Below are 16,129 nucleotides of genomic sequence, written 5' to 3'. Positions count from 1 at the left end.
GTCCGACGGGGTGGGGGCCGGTGCGGCGACGGTGATGGCGTCCCCTGTGGGCCGAGCGGAAATGTTGCTGAACAACAACTGTTGTCGAACAACAACTGTTGTACCTGACTGCGCTCCGCCGTCCCCCGAGGGCGGGGCGGGGCTCAGGCGGAGTCGTCGGACCGCTGCTTGTCCACGAGGGCCAGCGAGTCCTCGACGCTGTCGGACACGGGCACGGTGATGCTCACACCGGTGAGGTCGAGGATCCGTCGCACGGGCGGCGTCGGCGAGATGATGTGCACGCTCCCATCGAGCTCCCGCGTCTGCTGGTACGCCCTGATGATGATGTTCATACCGGACGAGTCCATGAAGGGGACGGCCGCGAGGTCCAGCAGGAAGTGACGACGACCGTGCTGGAACTGGTTCGCCAGATGGTGCTGGAGTCCCGTCGCGGTGTCGATGTCCAGATGTCCCTCGACCGTGAGCAGGACGACGTCCTCGCGAGGCAGCGAGACCTCTACGGACAACGGGTTCTGGGCTATGGACACAAGTACCTCCCACAAAGTCATGACGGTCCGGGGCGCCTACCCCCGTACGCGCATTCGATGCCGTCGCTGACGGCACGCGCGACGTGATCAAGCTCTCGTCGGCGTTTCTTCGCGGCACGCGCAGGCTGCGGCCTCACCAGCGGGTCTGTGTGTCTCGTCGCACATGCCCGCCCGTCTACCCCCGCTTCCCCTCCGCATGCGGGCTTTCTCGCCCATGATCGCGGAAGCCGCGCGCCGGTCTACGACACGCGGATGCCCACGATGCAGGTGTCGTCGTCGGTGTCCGACCTGCTGTACGTGAGGAGCCTGTCGAGCTGCTGGTCGAGCGTGCAGGGCGCCGCCCGGACCGTGGTGAGCAACTGGGTCATGGACTCCTCCATCGTGCGGTCCCGCCGCTCGATCAGGCCGTCCGTGTACATCAGCAGCGTGTCGTCGACCGCCAGTTGCACCTCGTCCTCGCCGTACGCCACCTCGGGCACCGCGCCCAGCAGCAGGCCCTTGAGGAGGGGCAGGGACACCGCCTCCCCGTCCCGCACCAGTACGGGTGGCAGATGACCCGCCCTGGCCCAGCGCAGCGTACGGCTGTCCGGGTCGTAGATGCCGCAGACCGCGGTGGCCGTGATGGAGCCCGTGAGATGGTGCGCCACGCTGTTGAGCCAGGTCAGCAGCTGGCCGGGGCCCGCCCCGGTCACCGCGAGCCCGCGCAGGGCGTTCCGCAGGACCACCATGCTCGTCGCGGCCTCTATGCCGTGCCCGGCCACGTCCCCCACGCACAGGAGCACCAGACCGGACGGCAGCACGACCGCGTCGTACCAGTCGCCGCCGACGAGTTGCTCGGTCTCGGCGGGCCGGTAGCGGACGGCCACGTCGAGCCGGGGGGCCCGCAGCGGCGCCTGGGTCGGGGGCATGATGGCGTGCTGCAACTGAAGCGTCAGCCGGTTGCGTTCGGTCGCCTGCTGCTCGGTGTGCGCGAGCTGGTCACGCGTGGCGGCCAGCGCGACCTCCGTCCAGTGCTGGGCCGAGATGTCCTGATAGGCCCCGCGCAGCACGAACGGCCGGCCGTCGGCGTCGAGCACCGGTTCCGCCACCACGCGGATGTGACGGGTCACCTCGTCGGGACGCTGCAGCCGGAAGGCGGCGGCCGCCGGCCGCCGGTGGTGGAGCAGGGTGCGCAGGAATCGGCCGATGGCGACGGCGTCGTCCGGGTGGGCGTGCAGGGCCAGCTCCTCCAGCGGCACGGGACCGCTGGCGGGCGATCTGCCGTACAGGCTGAAGAGCTGGCCGTTCCAGGTGATCTCGCCGGTGAGCAGGTTCTCCTCGAAGCCGCCGATGCGGCCCAGGCGCTGCGCGTGCTGGAGCAGGCTCGCCAGCCGTGCCGTCTCGTCCTCGACGCGCCAGATCAGCAGCACGCTGTTGCCGTGCCGGCTGATGCTGATGTCGGCCACGGACGCCAGTGCCACCTGGTCGACCAGGGCCGTGAGGTTCATGCGCTGCGCGCGGAACGGCTCCCCGGTGGCGTAGACGCGCTCGACCCGCTGGAAGAGTTCGCTCTCCCCGGCGGCCATCGGGTAGGCCTCGAGCAGCAGGGCGCCGTTGACGAGGCCGCGCGGCCGGCCGGCCGGATCCAGGAAGCGGCTGTTCACGTGATGGATGTGGAAGTCGACGAGATGCCCGTCGTCGAGGTAGGGGACGAGGACCAGCGCGGGATCCTGCAGCCCGTCGGCCAGGTCCACCAGTTCGGCCGCGTCCGGCAGGACACGGGGCTCACTGACGGTGTCGCCGTCGTGCACGAACGCGTACGTCTCCAGGGTGTGGGCGCACAGTTCCGCCAGCGCCTCGACCTGGCGGATCACCTGGGGCGACTGCGGTTCCAGGGGAGTGGGCCAGACGACTTCGAGGACTCCGTGGACACGCCCGCCGGTGCCGGCGGGCAGGGCGGCCCGTCCTCCCTCGGGGAAGTGGTGCTGGCCGATGGAGGGCAGACCGGTCTTGGCGAGGGAGCCGATCCACTGCCCCCTGCGCTGGGTGAGACTCGTACGGGCCGCCGTCACCACGCCGGGGGGCACATAGCGCCAGCGCCCGGCCTCCGCGGGGGAGAACCCGGCGCTGCCCGCGAGCGTGAGCGAACCGTCGCTCCCCGCGGTCCAGATGGCCACGGCGACCGCGCCGAGCGGGGTCAGCGCGTGCTGGAGGAGGGAGTCGGCGACGGCCTGGGTGTCGGGAGCCGCCAGCGCGCCGCTCTCCGCCTCGCGCAGCCGGACCGCGGCCGAGCGTTCGCTCTCCGCGCGCGGGGCCGAGGGGCTCTCGTTGTCCTGGGCGCCGGCCAGGAAGGCGCCGGTCACATCCGAGAGGCGGTCGCGGGCGGACTGGTTGATGACGTCGACGGCGAGTTCGAGCGGTGTCACCTTGGCCTGGTCGGCCAGCTCGGCGAGTTGCCGTGCGGCCTGGGCCGGGCCGCATCCCAGCCGCTCCACCAGGATGCCCTTGGCGAGCTCGATCAGGGCGCGCCCGTCGGCCTCGGCCTGGGCCGACCGCACCTCATGGCGCAGCCGCTCCACCGTCGCGGCCAGCCTGCCCACGGGGTAGCCGGTGGCGAAGGCCTTCTGCTTGTCGAGCGATGAGTCGGTGGCCGCGACCACGTCCACGTCCGTGCCTGCGTCTGCGTGCGCGGCGGCGTCGCCGGTGATCTCGTCGGCCGGATCAGGGTGTTCTTCTGGAAGGCTCACGATGCCCTTGCTCCTCGGCGGGAATGCCCATGGGGGCGGTTCGCGGGGACCTGCGCCCGGCCGGTGCTCGCGCACGGCCGGGCGCGGTCGCTCACGCAGGCAGCCAGCGGCGGACGCAGGCGATGAGGTCCTCGGTGTCGACCGGCTTGGTGACGTAGTCACTGGCCCCGGAGGCCAGCGACTTCTCCCGGTCGCCGGGCATCGCCTTCGCCGTGACGGCGATGATGGGCAGACCCGCGTACTGGGGCATCTTGCGGATCTCGGCCGTGGCGGTGTAGCCGTCCATCTCCGGCATCATCACGTCCATCAGGACGAGGGCGATGTCGGGGTGGTTGACCAGCGTCTCGATGCCCTTGCGGCCGTTGTCCGCGTGCAGGACGTGGAAGCCCTGGAGTTCCAGGATCCCGCTCAGCGCGAAGAGGTTGCGCGCGTCGTCGTCGACGACCAGGACCGTACGCCCGAGGAAGGCGTCCTCGACGGCCCGGGGTGAACTGGCCTGCGGCTCCTCCACGCGGGCCAGGGACGGCACGTCCCCCAGTTCCTCGGCCGACAGATGCAGGGCGATGCGCTCCCGCAGTTCGTCGAGGCTGGACAGGAACTCCAGGGCGCGGGTGCCGGAGCGGGCCTGCAGTTCCTGTTCCTGCGCCAGATCCGCGCGGTGGCCGCTGTGCACGAGCACCGGAACGTTCGCAAGCGCGGAGTCGCCCTGCATCGCGTCCAGGAAGCGGGGCGCCTCGCCGCCGGGCATGCCGAGTTCGAGCACGACGCAGTGGCACGGACCCGCGGCCAGCGCGCTCGCCGCCTCGTGCGCCCCTGACGTGGTGATGACGTCGACCGTGCCGCGTGGGTCACCGGCGTCCTGGCCGCGGGTGACGTCCGAGACCGCGCTCTCCGCGACCAGGGTCAGCAGTCCGCGCTGCCGCTCCTCGACGACCAGCAGCCGGCGCCGCCGGCGTTTGGCGGGGCCGGCCGTAACCGGTACCGGAACGTTCGCCGCGGGCTCCTGCGAGGACGGGGCGTCCGGCGCGGGCTCCAGCACGCGGTCGCCGATCACCAGGTTCTCGAAGTCGGGGCGCGCCACGGGCAGGAACAGCGTGAACGTGCTGCCCCGGCCCGGCGTGCTGTCGACCGTGACGGCGCCGCCGAGCAGATGGGCGATCTCGCGGGTGATGGACAGACCGAGGCCGGTGCCGCCGTATTTGCGGCTCGTGGTGCCGTCCGCCTGCTGGAAGGCGCCGAAGATCGTCTCCAGATGCTGCTCGGGAATGCCGATCCCGGTGTCCTGCACCCGGAAGGCGACGATGGTGCCGCCGCGGAACACCCCGCCGGGCACCTCGTGGTCGGCCGCCGGCTCGATCCGCAGTTCCACACCGCCCTGCTCGGTGAACTTGACCGCGTTCGACAGCAGGTTGCGCAGCACCTGGCGCAGCCGGGAGTCGTCGGTGAGCAGGTCGGCGGGTGCGCCCGGCGCGGTACGCACGGTGAAGTCGAGGCTCTTCTGGGTCGTCATCGGCCGGAAGGTCGCCTCGACGTACTCCAGGAGCTGGCGCAGTGGCACGACCTCGGGGCTGACGTCCATCTTCCCGGCCTCGACCTTCGACAGGTCGAGGATGTCGTTGATCAGCTGGAGCAGGTCGGAGCCCGCGGAGTGGATGATGCCCGCGTACTCGACCTGCTTCGGGGTGAGGTTGCGGGACGGGTTCTGCGCGAGGAGCTGGGCGAGGATCAGCAGGCTGTTCAGAGGGGTACGCAGCTCGTGGCTCATGTTCGCCAGGAACTCCGACTTGTACTTGGAGGCCAGCGACAGCTGCTGGGCCCGGGTCTCCAGCTCCTGGCGCGCCTGCTCGATCTGAAGGTTCTTCGCCTCGATGTCGCTGTTCTGGGCGGCCAGCAGGGAGGCCTTGTCCTCCAGCTCCTCGTTCGAGCGCTGCAGCTCGTCCTGCTGGACCTGCAACTCCTCGGAGCGGGCCTGCAGTTCGGCGGTCAGCCGCTGCGACTCGTCGAGCAGTTCATCGGTACGGGCGTTGGCCACGATGGTGTTGACGTTGACGCCGATGGTCTCCATCAGCTGCCCCAGGAAGTCCAGGTGGATCTGGGTGAAGCGGGTGACCGAGGCCAGCTCGATGACTCCCAGCACCTGGTCCTCGACCATGATGGGCAGCACCACCAGGGCCGTCGGCACCGTCCGGCCGAGCCCCGAGGAGATGGACACGTAGTTCGGCGGCAGCTCGTCGACGGTGATGGCGCGCTTGCTGCGGGCGGCCTGGCCGACCAGGGAGCGGCCGAAGGGGATGCGGTCGGGCCGGTCGTCCTCGTCGGGGTATCCGTACGAGCCCACGAGCCGCAGTTCGCTGCCGCGGCCGGTCTCCTCCGCGAGGTAGAAGGCCCCGTACTGGGCGGAGACGAGGGGGGCGAGCTCGTCCATGATGAGCTCGGCCACCACGGACAGGTCGCGGTGGCCCTGCATGAGGCCCGAGGCCCGCGCCAGGTTGGTCTTGAGCCAGTCCTGCTCCTGGTTGGCCCGCGTGGTCTCGCGCAGGGACTCCACCATGGAGTTGATGTTGTCCTTGAGCTCGGCGACCTCGCCCGAGGCCTCGACGGTGATGGAGCGGGTCAGGTCGCCCTCGGCGACGGCGCTGGTGACCTCGGCGATCGCGCGCACCTGCCGGGTCAGGTTGCCCGCGAGTTCGTTGACGTTCTCCGTCAGCCGCTTCCAGGTGCCGGAGACGCCCTCCACCTCGGCCTGGCCGCCGAGGCGTCCCTCGCTGCCGACCTCGCGGGCCACGCGGGTGACCTCCGCGGCGAAGGCGGAGAGCTGGTCGACCATCGTGTTGATGGTGGTCTTGAGTTCGAGGATCTCGCCGCGCGCGTCGACGTCGATCTTCTTGGACAGGTCGCCCTTGGCCACCGCCGTCGTCACCAGGGCGATGTTGCGCACCTGGCCGGTGAGGTTGTTGGCCATCGAGTTGACGTTGTCGGTGAGGTCCTTCCACGTGCCCGCCACGTTCGGCACCTGGGCCTGGCCGCCGAGGCGTCCCTCGGTGCCGACCTCGCGGGCCACGCGGGTGACCTCGTCGGCGAACGCGGACAGGGTGTCGACCATGGTGTTGATGACGTCCGCCAGGGCGGCGACCTCGCCCTTGGCCTCGACGGTGATCTTCTGGCTGAGGTCGCCGCGGGCCACGGCCGTGGCGACCTGGGCGATCGAGCGGACCTGGCCCGTCAGGTTCGACGCCATCACGTTGACGTTGTCGGTGAGGTCCTTCCAGGTGCCCGAGACCCCGCGGACGGTGGCCTGCCCGCCCAGGTTGCCCGCGGTGCCGACCTCGCGCGCGACCCGGGTCACCTCGTCGGCGAAGGCGGACAACTGGTCCACCATCGTGTTGAGGGTCTCCTTCAGGGCGAGGATCTCGCCGCGTGCGTCGACGGTGATCTTCTGGGAGAGGTCGCCCCTGGCCACGGCGGTCGCCACCTGGGCGACGTTGCGGACCTGCGCGGTGAGGTTGCCCGCCATGAAGTTCACCGAGTCGGTGAGGTCGCGCCAGGTGCCCTTGACGCCCTTGACGTCGGCCTGGCCGCCGAGGCGTCCCTCGGTGCCGACCTCGCGGGCGACGCGGGTGACCTCGTCGGCGAAGGCGGAGAGCTGGTCGACCATGATGTTGATGGTGTTCTTGAGTTCGAGGATCTCGCCGCGTGCGTCGACGGTGATCTTCTGGGAGAGGTCGCCCCTGGCCACCGCCGTCGTCACCTGGGCGACGTTGCGGACCTGCGCGGTGAGGTTGCCCGCCATCAGGTTGACCGAGTCGGTGAGATCACGCCAGACACCGCCGACGCCGGGCACCTGGGCCTGGCCGCCGAGGCGTCCCTCGCTGCCGACCTCGCGGGCCACGCGGGTGACCTCGTCGGCGAACGCGGAGAGCTGGTCGACCATCGTGTTGACGGTCTCCTTGAGCTGAAGGATCTCGCCGCGCGCCGGCACGTCGATCTTCTGCGAGAGGTCGCCCTTGGCCACCGCGGTCGCCACCTGGGCGATGTCACGCACCTGGGTCGTGAGATTGCCCGACATGGCGTTGACCGAGTCGGTCAGATCGGCCCAGGTCCCGGAGACGCCCGGCACCTCCGCCTGGCCGCCGAGGGTGCCTTCGGTGCCGACCTCGCGCGCGACGCGGGTGACTTCGGAGGTGAACACGGACAACTGGTCGACCATGCCGTTGAAGACGGTGGCGATGTCGCCGAGCAGGCCCTCCCCGTCGTCCGGCAGACGGGTACCGAAGTCGCCGTCCCGCACGGCCGTGAGGCCGGCCAGCAGCTGCCGCAGCTCCTGGTCGCCCGGCGTGCGGTCGACGGTGTCGGTCGTCTGGCTGGTCATGCGCACCCTCGTTCCATGCCTCTGAGGTCCCTGTGCGAGAGGGACTCGGAACAACAGGCCCACTGCCGGACCACATCCTCGTCGGACAGCCTGTTGCACGGGGCCGTCCGGCGAGGAAATACGCCGCAGGCTAACCCGTAAGTGAGGTTGTGAACAAAGTGTGGTGCCAAAATCGCCAAGCCGGGGACAAGGCAGGGCCGAGCAGGTGACAAACCGGGGCGGGAGGGGTCGGCGGGAGGCGTGAGCCGGACGGTGTCAGAGGTGACACGGGGACCTGATCCGAGGGGGGCCGACGACCGCGAACGGCCCCCCCGACCCGCCCGACAGGCCCTCGCACGAACGGTGGGCCACACACGACCGAGCCCGCCGTCGCGGTCCGGTGAGCGGGGGGGGGGGGCTCATGAGGACCGCGGCGGCGGGCTGGGTCACCGGCGGGGGGATGCCGGTCAGGGGGGGGCTTGGGGTGTCAGGCCACCGAGGGGTCGAGCAGGCCGGCGCGGAGCCGCTTGATGATGCGGCTGATCAGACGCGACACGTGCATCTGGGAGATACCGAGCAGCTCACCGATCTCGGCCTGGGTGCGCTCCTCGACGAACCGCAGGTGGATGATGCGGCGCTCACGCTCGTCGAGCTCGGCGACCAGCGGCGCCAGCGAGTGCAGGTCCTCCACCAGTTCGAGCGACCGGTCGTCCTCGCCGATGAAGTCGGCCAGAACGGACTCGCCGTGCGAGCCGTTCTCGGAGGTCAGAGCCGCGTCGAGCGAGGAGGAGTTGTAGCAGTTCGCCGCCTTGCGGGCCTCGATGACCTCCGCCTCGGGCAGCGACATCAGGTTCGACAGCTCGGCGGTCGTGGGAGCGCGGCCCAGTCGGGTCCGCAGTTCCTCCGTGGCCTTCGCCAGCTCGACCCGGGCCTCCTGAAGACGCCGCGGCACATGGACGGCCCAGCTCGTGTCACGGAAGAAGCGCTTGATCTCGCCGACGATGTACGGAACGGCGAAGGAGGTGAACTCCACCTCGCGCGTCAGCTCGAACCGGTCGATGGCCTTGATCAGCCCGATGGTGCCGACCTGGACGATGTCCTCCATCGAGTCGCCCCGGCCGCGGAAGCGGGAGGCCGCGTACCGGACGAGGGAGAGGTTCATCTCGATCAGGGTGTTGCGGGCGTACTGGTATTCGTGGGTGCCTTCCTCCAGCACGGCGAGCCGGTCGAAGAACTGCCGCGACAGCTCGCGGGCGTCCTTCGGCCTGACGCGCGACGGGTCCTCGATGAGAGGGAGTTCCGTCTCGTCCGTCGTCCGGCTCCCCTGTGCCGTGGCCGTCGCCACGTCTGCCGTCACGGCTGCCATGCCGCCCACCCCACTCACCGTCGCTGTTGATGACACACGCCGTGTGCCCCGCATGACGCGGGGCATGCCACCCAATTTCAAAAGAGATCAGGACCACCGGGGATCTGGCCAGAAGTCGACTCTCCGACGAGGCCGGCGCCCGCCCGAGAACCCTCGCACGAGCCGGCCGCCGACCGTACGCCCGGGTGGGCCGTGCGCCGGTGACGCGGGCGAGGGACGGCGTCCCGAGGGCGCCTCGACGGCACCCTGACGTGCCGTCGATTTTGAGCCGGTGTGTTTCCTCCGCCGAAGCAGGGGCAAGCGGAACTCGTGCTTCGGACCGGAGGCACGCCCGCAGGAACGGCTCAGCCGGCTGCGGTGAACCTCCGGCACCCCCGGAAGTCATCGTCCCTGCGGCAGTCCCTCACACGCCACTTGTTCAGGAGCGAATCCGCATGAGCATCGACTTGTCGATAAACAGCCCGGAGGCGTCCGTACCTGCCGAGGCGCGGTCCATGTCCACCGCGACGACAACCGCGTCGGGTCCCTCGGCCCGGTCCGCATCGGCGAGGCACCCGCACGACGACGCCCCTGACTCGGCGACCGACTTCGCCCGGCTGGCCGCCCTTGAGGAGGGTCCCGAGCGGGACGCGGTGCGTGACGAGTTGACGAAGGCCTGGCTGCCCATGGCCCATCGCATCGCCGGTCGCTTCCGTGACCGGGGCGAGAACATCGAGGATCTGCGCCAGGTCGCGGCCGTCGGCCTGGTGAAGGCGATCGACCGGTTCGACCCCTCCCGCGGGGCCTTCGAGAGCTACGCGGTACCCACCATCACCGGTGAGGTCAAGCGGCACTTCCGGGACCGCATGTGGGCGCTGAGGGTGCCCCGCCGGGTCCAGGAGCTGCGCAACAAGGTACGGATCGCCCGGCGCGACCTCACGATGAACCCCGGTGCCCCCGAGCCGACGGCAGCCGAGATCGCGGCGCACGCCGGGCTCACGGAGGACGAGGTGAGCGCGGGGATGGAGGCGATGGAGAGTTTCAGCACCCTGTCCCTGGACGCCGAACTGTCGTCCGCCGACGACAACTACAGCCTCGCGGACACCCTGGGCGATCAGGACCCCGCCTACGACATGGTCGTCGACCGCGAAGCGGCGAAGGAGGGACTTCGCCGACTGCCGGAACGCGAGCGGAACATCCTGTACATGCGCTTCTTCGAGGACATGACGCAGAACCGCATAGCCGACCAGCTCGGCATCTCCCAGATGCACGTCTCCCGGCTCATCACCCGCAGCTGCGCCAAGGTGCGGGACGAGGCGCTGGGTGCCCAGGCCCGCCCCGGCCGCGGCGGCGCCGACGGCAGGACGGGAGCCGCGTGACGCGGCACCGAGGTCCCGACGCCACACCCACCGCCCCGCAGGGCACTCCCGAACCCACCGGGGAACCGGATTCAAGTGATCAAGGAGCGAACCGCATGCTGATGCCCCATCCCGCGACCCTGCGCAAGCTCGTGGGGGAGTACGAGGCACTCGTCGCGCGGCAGGACGGGAGCGGCGCGGCGAAGGCGGACCAGCGGGCACAGGACCTCGCCTACACCCTCTGCGTGTCGACCGGCACCAGGGACGTGAACCTGGCGCTGAAGAAGGCACGCAGCCATATCGCCGCCGCGCGGGGACCCGTGGCGCCGACGCCCCTGCGGCCCCCCGGGCCAGGGCCGGCCGAGTCCCATGAGGCGGGAGAGGCCGTCGCGTAACGCGTCCCCGGGTCGGTCGCACGCGGTGCGACCGACCCGGCGTGCGTGCGGGGAACACATCACCGGCGAGGGAACGTCCGTGCGGCGACGTAGGGTGGGCCCCGGGGTGAGACCGGTGGACCTGAGGGACGGTACGGACGATTCGTGGTCGATGTGGCCGCCGGGCCCCACCGCGCCGACAGGAGCGCCGACGTGACGCCGACAGCCGTAGGGCCGGCCACCGGGTCGCCCTTCGCGCACCCCGCGCTGTTCTACCGTGACGACCAGGAGTACCTGGCGGGCACGGTCCCCTTCGTACGGGAAGGCCTGGCGGCCTCGGAGCCGGTGGCGGTGGCCGCTCCCGCCGCGCGGCTCGAACTGATCACGGCGGCACTGGGCGCCGCGGCGGCGGCCGTGCACCTCGTCGACATCACCCTGGCCGGACGCAACCCCGGCCGCATCATCCCCACGGTCCTGCGCGCCTTCGCGGACGCCTGGACCGGCGTCCGCGTCCGTATCGTCGGCGAGCCGGTCCGGCCGGGCCGCACCTCCCCGGCGTATCCCGCCTGCGTCCAGCACGAGGCCCTCATCAACGAGGCGTTCAGCGGCCGGGAAGTGACCATCCTGTGCCCGTACGACGCCCGGTCCCTGCCCGAGGACGTGCTCGCCGACGCCCACGCCACACACCCGGTCCTCATCACCGGGGGACGCGAGTGGTCCAGCACGACGTACGACCCCGACAAGGTGCTCGCGCGCTGCAACGAACCCCTGGCCCCTCCGCCCGGCGCGGCGGCCTTCCACTACGACGCGAAAGCGCTGCCGGCCGCCCGTGACTTCGTACTCGCCCAGGCGAGGAAGCGCGGCACGAGTGAGGTCCGGCTGCAGGATCTGGCCCTGGTCGTCGCCGAGTTGACCACCAACAGCGTGGTGCACGCCGGTGGCACGGGAACGGTGCGCCTGTGGGCGGAGGACGAGCAGATCGTCTGCCAGGTACAGGACTTCGGCCGGCTGGCCGACCCCCTCGCGGGCCGCCGCCCCGCCGACCCCGGCCAGATCGGCGGTCGCGGCCTCCTGCTCGTGCACTGCCTCTCGGATCTGGTGCGCCTGCACACCGACGACGCCGGCACGACGATCCGCACGTACGTCTCACGCGTCTGAGACACGGGTGTGGGGCCCGGATCCGCGGTGGATCCGGGCCCCACACCTGTGACCGTCCCCGTTACGAGGCCCCGTCCCCGAGGGCCGAGCGCGCGGCGTCGGCCTCGGTACGAGCGCCCGCCGTGGCGAGGTCAGTTCCCGCCGTCCTGGACGCTCTCCAGGGCCTCTGGTTCCCTGCTTCCCAGGGGTACGCCTGCTCTCCCGGGCGGCCCGCGTGGGCGCGGCGCGGGCCGGTGCCGGGAAAACGCCGGGAATGCGGTCCGGGCGGCAGGGTATTGGCTGCCCCAGGAGGACGGCGGGCGGCGCACACCGGCCGCGGTGCTCCGTTCGCGACTCGACCATGGGAAGGAAGCAGCGACGTGACCACCGACAGAATCTGGTTGTACGCGCCGGCCAGCGGATTTGCGGAGGGACTGCTGCTCACGGGGTTCACGGTCACCGCGGCCGACGGGACCGTCGGGCATGTGGACCGGCAGGTGGACGAATCCGGGATGCGGCACCTGATCGTCGACACCGGGGGATGGGTGTTCGGCAGAAGCGTGCTCATCCCGGTGGGCCTGGTCACCTCCATCGACCCGGAGGCCCGGGAGATCAAGGTGGCGTGCACCGAGGACGAGATCAAGGCCGCGCCCCGGTTCAGGACCGACAGCGAGACGCTGGACCCGGAGTATCTCTCCGGAGTCGGCGACTACTACCGCGGCCTGCCTCCGCGACAGGCGACCACGACCTGAGCCGGGTGACGCGTCCGCTGCAATGGATGGGGATTCAGCGGGAAGGCGGATCCCGAAGGGGCGCGGACGTGGGGACAGCGATGATGCCGATCACGACTGCGCGGCCACTCGTCCCCTCGACGAGGCGCAGGTGAAGGCGGTGCCGGGGACGGTGCCCGGTCCGGGAAGCCGCTCGACGGCTCCGGGCCGGCGCCGGGCACCGAAGATTCAGAGTGCAGGGACACGACGCATATGGACCGAACCGACACGACCGCCATCGCGTCCGCGGCCGGCCCGCCCGGGATGATGTCATGGGCGCCTGCCCCGGTCACGACGGCGGCGCCGGGACCGGCCCCCGTCACGACCGCGGCGATGGCCCGCGCGTACGCACGGAGCGTGGTGCTGGAGCATTGGAACAACGCCGACCGCACGGCGACGGAGGCGGCCCTCATCGATCTCTCACTGGTCGTCTCGGAGCTGGCCGCGAACGCCGTCCGGCACGGGGGCGGGCTGGCCGGGTTCGAGGTGACGCCCACACCTCAAGGGGTACGGCTGGCCGTGCACGACAACAGTGACGTCGTCCCCGACGCCGCCTTCGGGCCGGGAAACCTGCCGACGAAGCACCACGGCAGCGGTTACGGCTGGCCGGTCATCCTCCGGCTGGCCCGTGACATCGCCGTCGACCCGCGTCCGGGCGGCGGCAAGACCGTCAGCGTGCTGGTACCGCTCGTCTGACACACCGCACGGGCGGGACGCCGAACGGCCCCGGACGATTTCCGTCCGAGGCCGTACCGGGAGGGTTCCCGCCGAACGGCGGTGCTGGTTCTCACCATGGCAGGAACACGTGGATGTCCTTGCCCTTGTCGGTCACCACCACGCTCACCTGGTCGCACAGTGTGTGGATCAGATGCCATCCGACACCCCCGTCGCCCCGGCCGGGATGGAACGGGCGAGGGGCGGGCGGTGTGGTGCTGGTGTCGTGCATGGTCACGTGCACGCCGTCGAACGTACGCCGCAGACGCAGCTCGAAGGGGCCCGGCGCGTACTGCACCACATTGGCCGCCAGTTCCGTGACAACCAGCAGGATGTCGTCCCAGTGCTCGGGGGCCGCCGGTGGTGACGTACGCGTGAGGGCAAGGAGGAACTCCTCCGCGGCGAGGCGTGCGCCCGTCACGTTGGGCAGTTCGCCGGGAAAGGTGGTCGTCCGGGTGTACATCTCTTCAGAAGGCAGTTTGTCGTCCCCACGCGGCTCGATCGCCATTGCGCCTTCCCCAGCCCGTTCCCCACGGGGCTGTGCTGATCCTCTGCTTCCACCGCTGCTGTTTCCCGACGACGAGGGGTCTACTCGTCCGGGTCCGGTGGGGATGGTGGGTGAACCGGAACGCAGTGGTCTCTGGTGAATCCTGTGTGATCGGCGAGTACCACGATCGGACCGACTCATGGGTGCTTGGCCACGGCGGATTACCGCGTCTGTTTCGGCCGGGCCGGGGCATACGGAGGTCTGGGACGGGAGCCGCTCCCGTCCCGCAACCGGAAAGAGGAGAATCCGTGCTCGGCATAGCAGCTGCAGTCCTGTTCTTCATCGCGTTTCTGATCAACGCCGCGGACATCGCGACCAACGACACCTTCACCTCGACGAACGTGATGCTCATCGGTCTGACCGTGCTGGCCCTGCACGTCTCCGGCGTGGGCACCGGGTGGGGGAGCAGGGGCCGCAGGCGGTGAGGTGCGAGACGCCCCCAAGGCTCGCACACAGCACGAGAACGGACCGCACGGTGACGTCCCGTCGCCGTGCGGTCCGCGCGTGAGGGCCGGTCCGCCCGGTCATACCCACGTGTCGAACCACATCCTGGCGTGCCACTCGGAGTACGGGATCGTCGCACCCGTGTAGACCGGGAAGAAGTAGACGAAGTTCCAGATGATCAGCAGCACCACGGCGCCCGCGGCGACCGTGCCCGGCGTCCGGCGTCTGGTGCCCGCCCCGGGCGGCCCCACCAGCGCGCCCGCCGCCATCGCGACCGCCAGGCACAGATACGGCACGAAGACGACCGCGTAGAAGGCGAAGACCGTGCGGTCCTGGTACTGGAACCACGGCAGGTACCCCGCGGCCACCGCGCACAGCACGGCCCCCGCCCGCCAGTCGCGGCGCATGGCCCACCGGAAGAGCAGATACAGCAGCGCCAGACACGCGGACCACCACAGCAGCGGTGTGCCCAGCGCGAGGACCGCCTGCGAACAGCCCGAGGCCGTACGGCAGCCGTCCTGGACGAAGTCCGTCTCGTAGGAGTACGCCACCGGACGGCCCTGCACCAGCCAGCTCCAGGGGTTCGACTCGTACCGGTGCCAGGAGCTGAGACCCACGTTGAAGTCGTAGACCCGGCTCTCGTAGTGCCACAAACTGCGCAAGGACGCCGGGATCCACGACCACGGACCCCCGCGCCCCTCCGCCCAGTGCCGCCCGTAGCCCCCGTCGGACAGGAACCAGCCGGTCCAGGTGGCGAGATAGCCCGCCACGGCGACCGGCACCACGGAGAGCACCGACCAGCCGGCGTCCTTGTGCAGCACGGCCAGGTACGGCCGATGGGCTCCGGCCACGCGGCGTGCGCCGACATCCCACAGCAGGGTCATGACCATGAAGAAGACCAGGAAGTAGAGGCCGTTCCACTTGCAGGCGGCGGCCAGGCCGAGAAGGAGCCCGGCCGCGATACGCCACGGCCGTACGCCCATGCCCGCCTGCTCGGCCGTGTGCGCGTCGGGGCCCGCGAACCCGTCCTCGCCCACGGGCAGACTCGCCGCGAGACGGGCCCGCGCCCGGTCCCGGTCGATGAGCAGGGCCCCGAACGCCGCCAGCACGAAGAACATGACGACGAGGTCGAGCAGCGCCATGCGGCTCATCACGAAGTGCAGGCCGTCCAGGGCCATCAGCAGTCCGGCCAGACAGCCGAGGGCCGTCGAACGGAACAGCCTGCGGCCCGTCCGGCACAGCATCAGCACCGACAGCGTGCCCAGCAGCGCCACCATGAAGCGCCAGCCGAACGGGTTCAGGCCGAACATCCACTCCCCGAGGGAGATCACCCACTTGCCCAGCGGCGGATGCGCGACGAAAGCCCCGGCGTCGGAGAGCGGGACCACCTGCGGGTCCGCGAGAACCTGCGGGTCGGCGACCTTGCGGTCCGGCCAGGTGCCCTCGTAGCCGAGCCGGAGCAGCGACCAGGCGTCCTTGGCGTAGTACGTCTCGTCGAAGACCAGGCCCCGAGGGCTGCCCAGGTGCCAGAAGCGGATCGCTCCCGCCAGGGCGGCCACCAGGAGCGGACCCAGCCAGCCCAGCGCCCTCGCGAGCCGGTGCGCCGCCACCGGGCCGAGACCGAGGGCCTCCCCGAAGCGGGTGCCGGGCTCCGGGAACGGCGGGACCAGAAGGTCCCGGGTGTCGGTGCGCGGGAGTGCCACGAAGCCGAACCGGCGCAACCGCCCCGCCCAGGCGCCGGACTCCGGCTTCACGGTCTCTGTACGCGCGTCGGCGTCGGAGCGGGCGGTGAGGCCCGGCTCCGACGCGGTGTCAGTGGTCACCGGGTCATCGTAGGGA

12 protein-coding genes are annotated in these 16,129 nt (G+C 70.8%); 6 read left to right on the top strand and 6 right to left on the bottom strand.

Going from position 1 to position 16,129, the window contains the following annotated elements:
* Positions 1-143: 143 nt before the first annotated feature.
* The 4 genes from K3769_RS20290 to K3769_RS20275 all read right to left on the bottom strand — a co-directional run bounded on the left by K3769_RS20290 (position 144) and on the right by K3769_RS20275 (position 8,967).
* Positions 144-527, bottom strand: a complete 384-nt coding sequence (locus K3769_RS20290) for an STAS domain-containing protein (RefSeq protein ID WP_267027820.1) — start codon at positions 525-527, stop codon at positions 144-146.
* Between the two features lie 239 nt (positions 528-766).
* The gene (locus tag K3769_RS20285; protein ID WP_267031460.1) at positions 767-3,166 is read right to left on the bottom strand and encodes a SpoIIE family protein phosphatase; all 2,400 of its coding nucleotides are present in this window, start codon (positions 3,164-3,166) and stop codon (positions 767-769) included.
* Between the two features lie 178 nt (positions 3,167-3,344).
* Positions 3,345-7,622 carry a HAMP domain-containing protein gene (locus tag K3769_RS20280; RefSeq protein ID WP_267027819.1) on the bottom strand — a complete coding sequence of 1,426 codons (4,278 nt, stop codon included), beginning with the start codon at positions 7,620-7,622 and terminating at the stop codon, positions 3,345-3,347.
* Between the two features lie 466 nt (positions 7,623-8,088).
* Positions 8,089-8,967, bottom strand: coding sequence for a SigB/SigF/SigG family RNA polymerase sigma factor (locus tag K3769_RS20275; RefSeq protein WP_267027818.1), 879 nt, complete (start codon positions 8,965-8,967; stop codon positions 8,089-8,091).
* 494 nt (positions 8,968-9,461) lie between these two features.
* Here K3769_RS20275 and K3769_RS20270 point away from each other — a divergent pair, with 494 nt between their 5' ends.
* From K3769_RS20270 to K3769_RS20250, 5 genes are all read left to right on the top strand, one after another.
* Positions 9,462-10,325: a SigB/SigF/SigG family RNA polymerase sigma factor gene (locus K3769_RS20270; protein ID WP_267031459.1), complete on the top strand. Its 864-nt coding sequence runs from the start codon at positions 9,462-9,464 to the stop codon at positions 10,323-10,325.
* Positions 10,326-10,420: 95 nt separating this feature from the next.
* Positions 10,421-10,699 (top strand): DUF5133 domain-containing protein, encoded by a 279-nt coding sequence (locus K3769_RS20265; RefSeq protein WP_267027817.1) that lies wholly within the window; start codon positions 10,421-10,423, stop codon positions 10,697-10,699.
* A 192-nt stretch (positions 10,700-10,891) separates the two neighbouring features.
* Positions 10,892-11,836, top strand: coding sequence for a sensor histidine kinase (locus K3769_RS20260; RefSeq protein WP_267027816.1), 945 nt, complete (start codon positions 10,892-10,894; stop codon positions 11,834-11,836).
* A gap of 359 nt (positions 11,837-12,195) precedes the next feature.
* Positions 12,196-12,567 carry a PRC-barrel domain containing protein gene (locus K3769_RS20255; protein WP_267027815.1) on the top strand — a complete coding sequence of 124 codons (372 nt, stop codon included), beginning with the start codon at positions 12,196-12,198 and terminating at the stop codon, positions 12,565-12,567.
* A gap of 231 nt (positions 12,568-12,798) precedes the next feature.
* Complete coding sequence (locus tag K3769_RS20250; RefSeq protein ID WP_308216375.1) at positions 12,799-13,281, top strand: ATP-binding protein; 483 nt, start codon at positions 12,799-12,801, stop codon at positions 13,279-13,281.
* Between the two features lie 91 nt (positions 13,282-13,372).
* Here the strand turns inward: K3769_RS20250 and K3769_RS20245 are convergent, their stop codons facing one another.
* Positions 13,373-13,807: an ATP-binding protein gene (locus K3769_RS20245; RefSeq protein ID WP_267027814.1), complete on the bottom strand. Its 435-nt coding sequence runs from the start codon at positions 13,805-13,807 to the stop codon at positions 13,373-13,375.
* A gap of 287 nt (positions 13,808-14,094) precedes the next feature.
* On the opposite strand from K3769_RS20245, the gene K3769_RS20240 reads away from it, so the two are divergent.
* Positions 14,095-14,271: a hypothetical protein gene (locus K3769_RS20240; protein ID WP_267027813.1), complete on the top strand. Its 177-nt coding sequence runs from the start codon at positions 14,095-14,097 to the stop codon at positions 14,269-14,271.
* A 99-nt stretch (positions 14,272-14,370) separates the two neighbouring features.
* Here K3769_RS20240 and K3769_RS20235 read toward each other — a convergent pair whose 3' ends face one another.
* On the bottom strand, positions 14,371-16,113 hold the full coding sequence (locus tag K3769_RS20235) for a dolichyl-phosphate-mannose--protein mannosyltransferase (RefSeq protein ID WP_372514990.1): 1,743 nt from the start codon (positions 16,111-16,113) through the stop codon (positions 14,371-14,373).
* Positions 16,114-16,129: the final 16 nt, after the last annotated feature.

The organism is Streptomyces ortus, assembly GCF_026341275.1.
GTDB lineage: Bacteria > Actinomycetota > Actinomycetes > Streptomycetales > Streptomycetaceae > Streptomyces > Streptomyces ortus.
Note: the sequence above shows the minus strand (reverse complement) of the source record. Positions and strands in the feature narration are given on the sequence as shown.

Bases quoted from the DNA above. Each gene is read 5' to 3' on its own strand.
- K3769_RS20265 (WP_267027817.1), top strand. From the start codon at position 10,421: ATGCTGATGCCCCATCCCGCGACCCTGCGCAAGCTCGTGGGGGAGTAC.
- K3769_RS20270 (WP_267031459.1), top strand. From the start codon at position 9,462: ATGTCCACCGCGACGACAACCGCGTCGGGTCCCTCGGCCCGGTCCGCA.
- K3769_RS20250 (WP_308216375.1), top strand. From the start codon at position 12,799: ATGGACCGAACCGACACGACCGCCATCGCGTCCGCGGCCGGCCCGCCC.
- K3769_RS20280 (WP_267027819.1), bottom strand. From the start codon at position 7,622: ATGACCAGCCAGACGACCGACACCGTCGACCGCACGCCGGGCGACCAG.
- K3769_RS20275 (WP_267027818.1), bottom strand. From the start codon at position 8,967: ATGGCAGCCGTGACGGCAGACGTGGCGACGGCCACGGCACAGGGGAGC.
- K3769_RS20245 (WP_267027814.1), bottom strand. From the start codon at position 13,807: ATGGCGATCGAGCCGCGTGGGGACGACAAACTGCCTTCTGAAGAGATG.